This is a genomic window from Buttiauxella noackiae ATCC 51607, from assembly GCF_001654865.1.
GTDB classification, from domain to species: Bacteria; Pseudomonadota; Gammaproteobacteria; order Enterobacterales; family Enterobacteriaceae; genus Buttiauxella; species Buttiauxella noackiae.
The window spans coordinates 1-13,271 of record NZ_LXEO01000052.1 but is presented as its reverse complement, the minus strand read 5'-3'; the positions used below and the strand labels follow the sequence as shown (position 1 = coordinate 13,271).

General features: G+C 50.5%; 12 protein-coding genes. 7 read left to right on the top strand and 5 right to left on the bottom strand.

Features of this window, described 5'->3' with window-relative positions; genetic code table 11:
* Window positions 1-8 precede the first annotated feature (8 nt).
* From yidC to rpmH, 4 genes are read right to left on the bottom strand one after another with little or no spacing between them, the layout of a single operon-like run.
* Window positions 9-1,655 (bottom strand): membrane protein insertase YidC, encoded by a 1,647-nt coding sequence (gene yidC, locus M979_RS17435; RefSeq protein ID WP_034460670.1) that lies wholly within the window; start codon window positions 1,653-1,655, stop codon window positions 9-11.
* A gap of 2 nt (window positions 1,656-1,657) precedes the next feature.
* Window positions 1,658-1,915 carry a membrane protein insertion efficiency factor YidD gene (gene yidD, locus M979_RS22685; protein WP_072009476.1) on the bottom strand — a complete coding sequence of 86 codons (258 nt, stop codon included), beginning with the start codon at window positions 1,913-1,915 and terminating at the stop codon, window positions 1,658-1,660.
* Window positions 1,879-2,238 carry a ribonuclease P protein component gene (rnpA, locus tag M979_RS17430; protein ID WP_034460669.1) on the bottom strand — a complete coding sequence of 120 codons (360 nt, stop codon included), beginning with the start codon at window positions 2,236-2,238 and terminating at the stop codon, window positions 1,879-1,881. The genes yidD and rnpA overlap by 37 nt, the downstream gene beginning before the upstream one ends.
* A 17-nt stretch (window positions 2,239-2,255) precedes the next feature.
* Window positions 2,256-2,396: a 50S ribosomal protein L34 gene (rpmH, locus tag M979_RS17425; protein WP_003849659.1), complete on the bottom strand. Its 141-nt coding sequence runs from the start codon at window positions 2,394-2,396 to the stop codon at window positions 2,256-2,258.
* Between the two features lie 694 nt (window positions 2,397-3,090).
* On the opposite strand from rpmH, the gene dnaA reads away from it, so the two are divergent.
* The 4 genes from dnaA to gyrB are packed head-to-tail and all read left to right on the top strand — an operon-like array spanning window position 3,091 to window position 9,032.
* Window positions 3,091-4,410, top strand: a complete 1,320-nt coding sequence (gene dnaA / locus M979_RS17420) for a chromosomal replication initiator protein DnaA (protein WP_373978044.1) — start codon at window positions 3,091-3,093, stop codon at window positions 4,408-4,410.
* Between the two features lie 4 nt (window positions 4,411-4,414).
* Window positions 4,415-5,515, top strand: coding sequence for a DNA polymerase III subunit beta (dnaN, locus tag M979_RS17415; protein ID WP_034460667.1), 1,101 nt, complete (start codon window positions 4,415-4,417; stop codon window positions 5,513-5,515).
* On the top strand, window positions 5,516-6,589 hold the full coding sequence (gene recF, locus M979_RS17410) for a DNA replication/repair protein RecF (protein WP_034460666.1): 1,074 nt from the start codon (window positions 5,516-5,518) through the stop codon (window positions 6,587-6,589).
* A 28-nt stretch (window positions 6,590-6,617) separates the two neighbouring features.
* A complete protein-coding gene (gene gyrB, locus M979_RS17405; protein ID WP_034460665.1) occupies window positions 6,618-9,032 on the top strand; it encodes a DNA topoisomerase (ATP-hydrolyzing) subunit B in 2,415 nt (804 codons plus the stop codon).
* 1 nt (window position 9,033) lies between these two features.
* Here gyrB and M979_RS17400 read toward each other — a convergent pair whose 3' ends face one another.
* Entirely contained in the window at window positions 9,034-9,936 is a 903-nt protein-coding gene (locus M979_RS17400) for a LysR family transcriptional regulator (protein ID WP_064555871.1), read from the bottom strand.
* A gap of 124 nt (window positions 9,937-10,060) precedes the next feature.
* On the opposite strand from M979_RS17400, the gene M979_RS17395 reads away from it, so the two are divergent.
* The 3 genes from M979_RS17395 to M979_RS17385 all read left to right on the top strand — a co-directional run bounded on the left by M979_RS17395 (window position 10,061) and on the right by M979_RS17385 (window position 13,085).
* The gene (locus tag M979_RS17395) at window positions 10,061-11,086 is read left to right on the top strand and encodes a zinc-dependent alcohol dehydrogenase family protein (RefSeq protein ID WP_064555903.1); all 1,026 of its coding nucleotides are present in this window, start codon (window positions 10,061-10,063) and stop codon (window positions 11,084-11,086) included.
* Between the two features lie 48 nt (window positions 11,087-11,134).
* A complete protein-coding gene (locus M979_RS17390; RefSeq protein ID WP_034460663.1) occupies window positions 11,135-11,524 on the top strand; it encodes a YidB family protein in 390 nt (129 codons plus the stop codon).
* A gap of 517 nt (window positions 11,525-12,041) precedes the next feature.
* On the top strand, window positions 12,042-13,085 hold the full coding sequence (locus M979_RS17385) for a fimbrial protein (protein ID WP_064555869.1): 1,044 nt from the start codon (window positions 12,042-12,044) through the stop codon (window positions 13,083-13,085).
* Window positions 13,086-13,271: the final 186 nt, after the last annotated feature.

Genomic DNA, 13,271 nt, shown 5'->3' with positions numbered 1-13,271 from the left:
AATTGTTATCAGGTCTTTTTCTTATCGCGACTGTGTAAGCCACGTTTCTCAAGACCGCGATAAATCAGCTGCTGCTGGATGATGGTCACTGTGTTACTGACGATATAGTACAGTACCAGGCCTGACGGGAACCACAGGAAGAACACCGTGAAGATGACCGGCATAAAGGTCATGATCTTCTGCTGCATCGGGTCGGTCACGGTGGTCGGCGACATCTTCTGAATGAAGAACATCGTCAAGCCCATCAGGATCGGCAGGATGTAGTACGGGTCTTGTGCAGACAAGTCATGAATCCACAGTGCGAACGGCGCATGGCGCAATTCCACAGAACCCATCAGCATGTAGTACAACGCCAGGAAGATTGGCATCTGGATAACCAGCGGGAGACAGCCACCCAACGGGTTAACTTTCTCAGCTTTATACAACGCCATCATTTCCTGACTCTGGCGCTGCTTATCGTCACCAATACGTTCACGCATGGCCGCCAGTTTCGGCTGCAACATACGCATTTTCGCCATGGATGTGTACTGCGCTTTAGTCAGCGGGTACATGATGCCACGAACGATAAAGGTGATAACGATAATGGAGAAGCCCCAGTTACCGATGAAGCTGTGGATAAATTTCAACAGCTTGAACAGCGGCTGAGAAATAAACCACAACCAACCATAATCCACTGTCAGGTCAAGGTGCGGCGCAACGGCTGCCATTTTGTCCTGAATTTCCGGGCCGACCCACAGGGTGCTACCCAGTTTAGCGGTCTGACCTGGCTGAACCAGTTGCGGCGAAGATTTATAACCAATCGCTGCCACATCGTTGTTCAGTTTGGTGGTATAGAAGTTGTTGGTACCCTGATTATTTGGAACCCACGCTGTTGCGAAATACTGCTGCAACATCGCAACCCAACCATTGCTGGCGTTGACGTTCAGGTTCTCACCGTCTGCGATTTTATCGAATTTATATTTTTCGTATTTCGCATCTGGAGTCGAGTACGCAGCACCACGGAAGGTATGCAATGCAAAGTTGTTGCTTCCTGTATCGCGGTGAGTCGGCAAATTGATGGACTGCTTCAACTGACCAAAAGTAGCCAGTTCCAGCGGTTTCTCACCGGCGTTCTTCACATCGTAATTCACGCTTACCGCGAACTCGCCGCGTTTCAGGGTGAAGGATTTAGTGAAGGTATTGCCCGCCGCATCGGTATAGGTCATTGGGATAACGATTTCGTTCTGGCCTTCTGGCAGCACGAAAGTATCGCTAGCAACGTTATACAGAGGACGCTCACCGTTAGCCGGGTTATCCGGGCCATCGCGACCGGTCAGGCCACTTTGCGCCTGGTAGACAAACTCTGGCGTAGTTTCCAGTAACTGGAACGGCTCATTAGATTTGAGCTCTTTCGGGTAGGTCAACAACAGCGCCTGCTCAACATCACCACCACGGGTGTTGATGGAAAGCTCAAGAACGTCAGTTTTAACTGTGATGAGTTTACCCTGGCCACTGGTCGGTACACCCTGGTTTGCGGCGTTACCTGCTGCGGTGGTCGTAGTCTGCGTGGTCTGCTGTACCTGAGGTTGTGGAGCGTGGTCCTGCTCCCAGGCTTGCCAGATCATGAAAGACACGAACAACAAAGCGATGAGAAAGAGATTGCGTTGCGAATCCATCGTTAGTGTTCTCTGGTATCAAAAGGTCCAGGTGGGACGGGATCGTCTCCACCGGGGTTCAAAGGGTGGCATTTTAATACGCGTTTCACTGTCAACCAACTGCCTTTTAACACCCCAAACCTGCGCAATGCCTCAATTCCGTAGTGAGAACAGGTTGGAGTAAAACGACAATGCGGCCCGAGAAGCGGACTTATCAGGCGCTGATAGACCCTAATCAGGCCTATCAAGAGCCGGGAGAAAGGCGACAATGACGGCGCCATAACTTTTCCAATGCTTCCGATAAAGCCCGGTTATCCAGGTCTGCAACCCCTTTCTTAGCCACTACCACGAAATCCATTGCAGGAAGTTCGTGCTGACGCAAACGGAAACTCTCACGCGTCAGACGTTTAATCCGATTGCGTTCGTGTGCACGTTTAACATTTTTCTTAGCGACTGTAAGACCGATGCGGGGATGCCCCAGCGAATTTAGGCGGCCGAGGATGGTGATTTGCGGCGTGCCAGCCCGTTGAGGCTGCTGGAAGACGAAAGTGAAATGAGTGGGAGTTAACAAGCGTAACTCCCTGGGAAATGCGAGCTTAACCACTCAGGGGTTAGCTTTTATTACTTAGAAACGGTCAGACGAGAACGGCCTTTAGCACGACGACGTGCCAGTACCTGACGACCATTTTTTGTAGCCATACGAGCACGGAAGCCGTGTGAACGGTTGCGCTTCAGTACAGACGGTTGAAAAGTGCGTTTCATGGCGATTTCTACCTAAACTTGGATAAATTTCACTGGGTTAGCGAAGAGCCCTGCAGAAACTGCAAACGACTTACGCCTCAGTGTGGCTGATTAAAGAGGCCGGATTGTAATAATTGTACACTCCGGAGTCAATTCTCTTTCCTTATTTCCCGTGCCTTAATTCGCTTTTTGACCCTTAAAACGACCAGGATCTGACCAAAATAAAGCCGTGGTGACACGCGACGGGTGGGGAATTATACGGCGTCCCCATTAAAGCGCAAGGATCGTTGGGGATCTTCCTTAGATCAGATAAGTCGATTTTGTGCGCGAGTCAGTAAATTTTCCAATATAGGAATGTAACGCACTGCGCGTCTGGCAGGATCGTTTACACTTAGACTCCACAAAACAGCCCTGTGGATAAATCGGGAAGAAACTGTGAGAAACAGAAGATCTCTGGCGCACTTTAGGCTATGATCCGCGGTCCCGATCGTGATCCTTTAGCGTTCACCCTGGGGTAAACCGCAGATAGCGGTTCGCACGCTTCCCGTACCGGGATCCCTGTGGGAAAGTCGGCGTGTGTCAACAATCATGAATATAAACTTTCAGTCTTCGTCATTTTATCGACTTTGTTCGAGTGGAGTCCGCCGTGTCACTTTCGCTTTGGCAGCAGTGTCTTGCCCGATTGCAGGATGAGTTACCAGCCACAGAATTCAGTATGTGGATACGCCCCCTACAGGCGGAACTGAGCGATAACACGCTGGCCCTGTATGCGCCAAACCGTTTTGTGCTCGACTGGGTGAGAGATAAGTACCTCAATAATATCAATGGCTTGCTCAATGATTTTTGTGGCACTGATGCACCCGTATTGCGTTTTGAAGTTGGCAGCAAACCGGTCAGCCAAACAATGAACCAGCAGGCTGTAACCAGCGCTCCTGCGCATGTACATATTGCACGTCCAACGAATCAAATTCGTCCAAGTTGGGATAACCTCCCGGCTCCGGCTGAACACTCCTATCGCTCTAACGTTAACGTAAAACATACTTTCGATAACTTCGTTGAAGGTAAGTCGAACCAACTGGCTCGCGCGGCAGCACGTCAGGTGGCAGACAACCCTGGTGGCGCTTATAACCCTTTATTCCTTTATGGCGGCACCGGTCTGGGTAAAACGCACCTTTTGCATGCTGTTGGCAACGGTATTATTGCGCGCAAACCGAATGCAAAAGTGGTGTACATGCACTCTGAACGTTTCGTTCAGGACATGGTAAAAGCACTGCAAAATAACGCTATTGAAGAGTTCAAACGTTACTACCGTTCTGTTGACGCACTGCTGATTGATGACATTCAATTCTTTGCTAATAAAGAACGCTCACAAGAAGAATTCTTCCACACCTTCAACGCCCTGCTTGAAGGTAACCAACAGATCATTCTGACTTCGGATCGTTATCCAAAAGAGATCAACGGTGTTGAAGATCGTCTGAAATCTCGCTTCGGTTGGGGGCTCACGGTTGCGATTGAGCCACCAGAACTGGAAACGCGTGTTGCGATCCTGATGAAAAAAGCAGACGAGAACGATATCCGTCTGCCGGGTGAAGTGGCCTTCTTTATTGCCAAGCGTTTACGTTCAAACGTGCGTGAGCTTGAAGGGGCATTGAACCGTGTTATTGCCAACGCCAACTTTACTGGCCGGGCGATTACCATCGACTTCGTGCGCGAAGCGCTGCGCGATCTGCTGGCGCTGCAAGAGAAGCTTGTCACCATCGACAATATTCAGAAGACGGTGGCAGAGTACTATAAAATAAAGATTGCTGACCTGTTGTCCAAGCGTCGTTCCCGCTCTGTTGCCCGTCCACGTCAAATGGCAATGGCTCTGGCGAAGGAACTGACTAACCATAGCTTGCCAGAAATCGGCGATGCCTTTGGTGGCCGCGACCATACTACGGTTCTCCATGCCTGCCGTAAGATTGAGCAGTTGCGTGAAGAAAGCCACGACATCAAAGAAGATTTCTCTAACCTAATCAGAACATTATCTTCGTGACGCTATGAAATTTACCGTTGAACGTGAAACTTTATTAAAACCGCTGCAACAGGTGAGTGGCCCGTTAGGTGGCCGTCCGACGTTACCGATTCTCGGCAACCTGCTGTTGCAAGTCGCGGAAGGAACTCTTTCATTAACAGGTACTGACCTGGAAATGGAGATGGTGGCGCGTGTCGCGTTGGTGCAACCGCATGAGCCGGGTGCCACGACGGTTCCAGCACGTAAATTTTTTGATATCTGCCGTGGTTTGCCGGAAGGTGCAGAAATAGCTGTTACGCTTGAGGGCGACCGTATGTTGGTGCGCTCCGGGCGTAGCCGATTCTCGCTCTCGACGCTGCCTGCTGCTGATTTCCCTAACCTGGACGACTGGCAGAGCGAAGTAGAATTCACGCTCCCGCAAGCGACCATGAAACGCCTGATTGAAGCCACGCAGTTTTCTATGGCGCATCAGGACGTTCGCTACTATTTGAACGGCATGTTGTTTGAAACCGAAGGCGAAGAGTTACGCACCGTGGCGACCGATGGTCACCGCTTGGCTGTGTGTTCTATGCCGGTAGGTCAGTCTCTGCCAAACCATTCGGTGATCGTGCCGCGTAAAGGCGTGATTGAACTAATGCGTATGTTGGACGGCGGCGACTCGCCGTTGCGTATCCAGATTGGTAGCAACAACATTCGCGCTCATGTTGGCGACTTTATCTTCACGTCTAAGTTAGTTGATGGTCGTTTCCCTGATTATCGCCGCGTGTTGCCGAAGAATCCTGATAAGCATCTGGATGCCAGCTGCGATTTGCTGAAACAAGCGTTTTCGCGCGCAGCCATTCTTTCGAACGAGAAATTCCGTGGTGTTCGCCTGCAGGTTATTCAAAACCAGCTGAAAATCACGGCTAACAACCCGGAACAGGAAGAAGCCGAAGAGATTCTTGACGTCACTTACGACGGCACAGATATGGAAATTGGTTTCAACGTCAGTTACGTGCTTGATGTCCTGAATGCACTTAAATGCGAGAACGTACGCATTTTGCTGACCGACTCTGTTTCCAGCGTGCAGATTGAAGATGCAGCCTCACAAGCGGCGGCGTATGTTGTGATGCCAATGAGACTGTAGATGTCGCTCAACAGGCTGTTAATTAAAGATTTTCGAAATATCGAAGATGCGGATCTGGCTCTGTCTCCAGGGTTTAATTTCCTGGTCGGAGCCAACGGAAGTGGCAAAACCAGCGTGCTGGAGGCGATTTATACCCTCGGGCACGGTCGCGCTTTTCGCAGTCTGAAAATTGAACGTGTGATCCGCCATGAAACAGAATCCTTTGTACTGCATGGGCGTATACAGAACGGCGAGCGGGAAACCTCAGTTGGCCTGACCAAAGACCGTGCAGGCGACAGCAAAGTGCGCATCGACGGCAGCGACGGTCACAAAGTGGCTGAACTTGCGCTGTTGATGCCCATGCAACTCATCACCCCAGAAGGGTTTACCTTGCTTAACGGTGGCCCGAAATACCGTCGAGCTTTCCTCGATTGGGGATGTTTCCACAATGAACCAGGTTTTTTTGTCGCCTGGAGCAATCTCAAGCGCCTACTTAAGCAACGCAATGCTGCGTTGCGCCAGGTAACGCGTTATGCGCAGTTGCGGCCATGGGATCAAGAGCTTATCCCACTAGCGGAGCAAATTAGCCGCTGGCGTGCCGACTACAGTGCAGCCATTGCTGATGACATGGCTGATACCTGTGCACAATTTCTCCCGGAGTTCTCTCTAAACTTCTCCTTCCAGCGCGGTTGGGAAAAAGAGAGTGACTATGGCGAGTTACTGGAACGCAACTTCGAACGCGATCGAATGCTGACCTACACCGCCCACGGCCCCCACAAAGCGGATTTTCGGATACGTGCAGACGGTGCGCCGGTAGAAGATACGTTGTCGCGCGGGCAGCTTAAATTACTGATGTGCGCTTTAAGACTGGCACAGGGTGAGTTTCTCACCCGACAGAACGGGCGACGTTGCCTGTATCTGATAGATGATTTTGCCTCTGAACTAGATGATGCACGCCGTGGTCTATTAGCCAGCCGGTTAAAGGCAACGGAATCACAAGTTTTTGTTAGCGCGATTAGCGCAGAACATGTGATGGATATGGCGGACAAAAATTCGAAGATGTTCGCCGTGGATCAGGGTAAAATAACGGATTAACCCAAGAATAAATGAGCGAGAAACGTTGATGTCGAATTCTTATGACTCCTCCAGTATCAAAGTCCTTAAAGGGCTGGATGCGGTACGTAAGCGCCCGGGAATGTATATCGGTGATACGGATGACGGCACCGGTCTGCACCACATGGTATTTGAGGTCGTAGATAACGCTATCGACGAAGCACTTGCCGGTCACTGTAAAGACATCGTTGTCACCATTCATGCTGATAACTCTGTCTCTGTAACCGATGATGGTCGTGGTATTCCTACTGGTATTCACCCGGAAGAAGGTGTGTCTGCTGCCGAAGTTATTATGACCGTGCTTCACGCCGGCGGTAAGTTCGATGACAACTCTTATAAAGTTTCTGGTGGTCTGCACGGTGTGGGTGTTTCTGTAGTTAACGCCCTGTCCCAGAAGCTGGAATTGCTGATTCGCCGCGAAGGCAAAGTGCACCAGCAAACTTACATCCACGGTGTGCCACAGGCGCCGCTGGCCGTTACGGGCGAATCTGACGTAACCGGTACGCAAGTCCGTTTCTGGCCAAGCCACGAAACCTTCACCAACGTCATTGAGTTTGAGTACGACATCCTGGCTAAACGCCTGCGTGAACTGTCGTTCCTGAACTCTGGTGTTTCTATCCGCCTGATTGATAAGCGTGATGGCCGCCAGGACCACTTCCACTACGAAGGCGGTATCCGCGCGTTTGTTGAATACCTCAACAAAAACAAAACCCCAATTCACCCTACCGTGTTCTATTTCAGCACTGAAAAAGACGGTATTGGTGTAGAAGTGGCGTTGCAGTGGAACGACGGTTTCCAGGAAAACATCTACTGCTTTACCAACAACATCCCGCAGCGCGATGGTGGTACTCACCTTGCTGGTTTCCGTGCGGCGATGACGCGTACTTTGAACGCGTATATGGATAAAGAAGGCTACAGCAAAAAAGCGAAAGTGAGCGCCACCGGTGACGATGCCCGTGAAGGCCTGATTGCTGTTGTCTCCGTGAAAGTTCCAGACCCTAAATTCTCTTCTCAGACCAAAGACAAACTGGTTTCTTCTGAAGTGAAAACCGCAGTTGAACAGCAGATGAACGAACTGTTGTCTGAATACCTGCTGGAAAACCCGTCTGACGCGAAAATCGTGGTCGGTAAAATTATTGATGCAGCTCGTGCTCGTGAAGCAGCACGCCGCGCACGTGAAATGACCCGTCGTAAAGGCGCGCTCGATTTGGCTGGTCTGCCAGGCAAACTTGCTGACTGCCAGGAACGCGACCCGGCTCACTCCGAACTGTACCTTGTGGAAGGGGACTCTGCGGGCGGCTCTGCAAAACAGGGGCGTAACCGTAAGAACCAGGCCATTTTGCCGCTCAAAGGTAAAATTCTGAACGTTGAGAAAGCGCGCTTTGACAAAATGCTCGCCTCTCAGGAAGTGGCCACGCTGATTACCGCGCTGGGCTGCGGCATTGGCCGTGACGAATACAACCCGGATAAGTTGCGTTACCACAGCATCATCATCATGACGGATGCGGACGTCGATGGTTCGCACATCCGTACCCTGCTGTTGACCTTCTTCTATCGTCAAATGCCTGAAATCGTTGAGCGCGGCCATGTGTATATCGCACAGCCACCGCTGTACAAAGTGAAGAAAGGCAAGCAAGAGCAGTACATCAAAGACGATGAAGCAATGGATCAATATCAAATTGCCATTGCCCTGGACGGCGCAACACTGCATACCAATGCCCACGCACCAGCAATCGCTGGCGAAGCGCTGGAAAAACTGGTGTCTGAGTTTAAAGCTTGCCAGAAAATGATTGGCCGCATGGAGCGCCGATATCCGCGCAACTTGTTGAACAACCTCGTTTATCACACAACGCTTGAAGACACCGATTTGGTTGACGAAAGCAAAGTGACTGCCTGGGTTTCAGCACTGGTTAACGCGCTTAACGAAAACGAACAGCACGGCAGCACCTGGAACTCCCTGGTTCGTCATAACCGTGAACTGAACCTGTTCGAGCCAGTGATCCGTGTGCGTACCCACGGCGTTGATACTGACTATCCGCTGGAGCAAGAGTTTATCGTTGGTGGTGAATATCGTCGTATTTGCACACTGGGCGAAAAACTGCGCGGTCTGATCGAAGAAGATGCGTTCATCGAACGTGGCGAGCGCCAACAACCTGTTGCCAGCTTCGAGCAGGCGCTGGAGTGGTTGGGTAAAGAGTCACGTCGTGGCCTGTCGATTCAGCGTTACAAAGGTTTGGGCGAAATGAACCCGGATCAGCTGTGGGAAACCACAATGGATCCACAAAGCCGTCGTATGCTGCGCGTAACTGTTAAAGACGCGATTGCAGCCGATCAGCTGTTCACTACCCTGATGGGCGATGCGGTTGAACCACGTCGTGCCTTTATCGAAGAAAACGCCCTGAAAGCGGCGAACATCGATATCTAAGTTAGTTCATGCTGGTGGGCAATCTGCTCACCAGCATATCCACAGCCAGCCTCACTTTTAGCGGTAGATGAAGTGTTTGTACCCACACCGCATGCGTTTCATAAACACTATCCAGATCCTTGCTCAGTATCCTGACCAACTTCCCATTCTGTAACTCTTCCTCAATCAGCCAGCACGGCAACAGCGCAATACCAAACCCGGCAATCGACGCATCTGCTATCGCTTCTAAATCGTCCATCAGCATTCGTGATTTCGGGACAAACTCGCTTTTCTTATCGCCTTCACCATTAATAATCCAACGATGCGGTACGCCTGAATTGATGTAATTAAACACTTCATGGTGCGATAAATCGTCGATGGTTTGTGGTTCACCATGTTGCCGTAAATAGTGAGGTGATGCGCAAATCATCATGCGATGCTCGCCTAGCTTTCGTGCGACCAGACCGCTGCTGTCCGGCAATTTTCCGTTGCGAATCACCAAATCCAGCCCGTCTTCAAGCAGGTCTGAAACTCTGTCGCTAAATAGTAATTCCAGCTTTAAATCGGGATGTTGGATGGCAAATTCTGTCAGCAACGGCGCAATACACATGCGGCCATACAGTGCCGGCATTGAAACTCTCAACCGCCCCCGTACGGATTTTTTCCCGCTTTCTAGAAGCGTTTCGGCGGCCTGAATTTCTTCCAGTGCGCGCAGACAATGCTCATAAAAAATTGCGCCTTCATCGGTTAGCGCCAGGCTGCGCGTAGTTCGTTGAAAAAGCCGCACGCTTAATCGATGCTCGAGCTGGGAAATGGTTTTGCCCACGGCTGAACGTGAAAGGTGTAGGCGTTCAGCAGCAAGAGAGAAGCTGCCTGCTTCAACAGCAGTAACAAAAACAGAAATGCCCTTCAGCTGCTCGGTCATTATTTGTATCCATTCAGGAACCAATATATGGAAAATCTATCGCCACTGGTGATTAAAGGTCAACGATATACTTTCGGTGGAGATGAATTAACCTGAGCCCCTGGAGATAATGATGAGCCAAACGATCAGCCAAACAATGCAACGCTGGACGATGAATGCCGTTGGGCGTGAAAACCTGGCACTTTCTACAGAAACGATCCCAACACCAGGACCTGGAGATGTACTGGTGCGCGTGAATGCGGTTGCGCTTAACTATCGCGATAAAATGGTGATTGATGGGTCCATGCCATTGCCGCTTCCCTTCCCTTTTACTCCCGCGTCAGACATGGCGGGCGTGGTGGAAAGTATCGGGGAAGGCGTCACTCGTTTTCAGAAAGGTGCGCGTGTTATCTCGACATTTTCACCTGACTGGATAGACGGTAAACCAAATGGTAATGCCCGAACTCCACCATATCGCACGCTCGGCGGTGTGCATCAGGGGATGCTCGCGGAGTATGTAGTTATGAGTGAAAACTGGCTGGTGGATTCACCTGCCAGCCTCGACGATATTCAGGCCAGCACGCTACCATGCGCGGGGCTTACCGCCTGGTTTGCATTGGTTGAACGTGGCGGCTTACGCGCAGGGAAATCAGTGCTGGTGCAGGGAACGGGCGGAGTTTCTATGTTTGCGTTGCAAATCGCCAAAGCTCACGGCGCGAAAGTGTTTATCACTTCGGGTAGCGATGAAAAACTCGCGCAGGCGAAAGCCCTGGGTGCCGACCACGGCATTAACCGACTGAAAAATGACTGGGTTGATGCCGTTTACGAACTCACACAGGAGAACGGAATCGACCATATTATTGAAACCGTTGGCGGCGCAAACCTGGCAAATTCCCTGCGTGCGGTTGCGGTGCATGGGCGTATATCCGTGATTGGTGTGCTGGACGGTTTTGAGTTCTCAGGCCCTGCGGGTGAGTTGCTGCTGAAATCCCCAACTATTCAAGGTATTGGTGTCGGTCACCGCCGCGCACTGGAAGATTTCGTCCGCGCTATTGACGCAAACAACATCAAACCGGTCATCGAAATGACCTACCGCTTTGATGAACTACCGCAGGCGCTGGCGCATCTTGACCGTGGCGCCTTCGGCAAAATTGTCGTAACAGGCCCGTGATTGACTACACTTCTAAGGCACACTTCGTGATTGCAAGAGGACACGGTCATGGGTTTATTCGATCAAGTTACTGGCATGATGGGGGGTGGCGATGCAGGTAAATTCAAAGTCATCCTTACATGGATTAATGAACAAGGCGGCATTCAGGCAATTCTTGAGCGTTTTCGGGAAAAGGGTTTCTCTGATGTAGTCACCTCCTGGCTGAGCGGTGCGCATAATCAAAGCGTTAACCCTGAGCAGGTGCAGGAGGTGCTGGGCACCCCAGCAATCAGCGGTTTAGCTGAGAAACTCGGGATTGATGTGGGAAGTGCATCTCAGCTGCTGGCAGAGCAGCTCCCGAAAATCGTCGACACGCTTTCACCTGCGGGTGAAGTCGCTCACGATGAAGATTTGCTGACCAAAGGCTTCCATATGCTGAAGGATAAATTCTTCCGCTAGCTTGAATACCCGTCATACTTCAAGCCGCAGATGCCTTAGCAATACTCGGCCTCACCTCTTTAGGGGGCGCAAGCACAGAACAAAAGGCTTTAGCCTTTTGTTCTGCAACTCGAATTATTTTGGGTATCGACCCATCAATGATTATTTAGGTTTAAAAAACTCTGCTCAAAGCGAGGGAAAAAGACTCCCTCGCTTCTCTCCCAGTTGTCCGTGATGCGCAAGCCCATTCTCTCAATGGTTTTATTTTTTAAGATAACCACCAGGGATGCTTTCCTAAATAAAACTGCTTAGATATTAAACAATACGTCGGTTAGTTATGATGAGTCAGTTAAAGGGGTGTCGCAATCACGGCAATCAAATGATTAATCGGAAGTGTAACTTGTTAAAATATCTTTTGTTATTTGTTTTTTTATTTAGCGGATTTACAGCATCAGCCTCAGTGGTCACCTGCACGAATAGGGCTGGGGCAAACCCCATATACACCCAGGTTCTGCCCTACAATGGCTCACAGGATTCCATGACTGCCCCCGGCAATCCGTCACAATATAAGGCTCTCTATACCTGGAGTGGTTTCGTATGGGGCTGGGCATCGACGATTATTGACTGCTCACCCAATCCCAGTGGGATCTCGGTTAATTATCTGCAGTATATTGTTCCCCCTACGGGTTCTGTGCCTGTTAAAGATAGCGCTAGTGGCAACTGGATATTCCCGATACCGGGCACCGGGTTTGGTCTGTCATTCTATAACTTAGATCAGAGAAACGGCCCGCTTGGAGACTATCAAAACCCCAATAAAAGCTATACGGCAGGAATAAACGCGGGTGGGCAATTCTATATTAAAGTTGCGCTCTGGAAGCTCCCAGGGGCAGAAAACCCCGGCAACGTGATCAATTTTTCTAACTTCCAGGTGGTGCAGGCTCTACAGCTGACTAATTCAGCAGATAGCTGGGGTAGCCTACCTACGAATGGCCCCAATCTAATCAGTAATACTTTTACCTCAAACTCAGCGATTATTTCCGGGAACATCACGCTATCAACCGGCACCTGTACTTTTAATAATTCAACCGTTGAGATGGGCACTTATGATGCCACTTGGTCAGGAGCAGAGAGAGCCCCTGCGCCATGGAAGGATGCCAGTTTCACGTTGCAGTGCCCGCAGGCCATGGGTTATGACCGAACAGCATCGATAAACACCGGCAACAATACCGTGACATCACGAACGGGGGTATCGACCAAAAACCAGAACGTCAATATAACGGTCGTGCCGCGTACGGAAGTGCTTGATAGCGCACGCGGGATTATGGCGCTCAATAGCGGTGGCGCTCAGGGTTACGGTATACAGCTTGCCTGGGGAACGGTGGCTTCCCAGTCAGCGGCACTCACCCCGGCTCGACCCGTGATTTTTAATGTCCCAACTCAGCAGGCCACGTCAGCTTTCGGAGTAGGTTCAACGAACAGTATGACGGTGAATATGGCTGCCCGCTATATACGCATTCCTGATGATGAAGTACAGGCTGGCCCAGCTGTAGCGACCGTGGAGGTTATCGCTAATTATAATTAGTGATGATGGAAGCATACGGCCGCTTTCGGGGAAATCGTTTATACCCGTCATACTTCAAGTTGTTGATGCGTTGGCTGCTCACCCTTTGAGCCTGTGCAAACGCTGTTCAAAAGGCTCAAGCATTTTGAACAGTGACTCGAATTATTTTAGTTATCAATGCCACTCACACTTTTTATTTACGGTGCT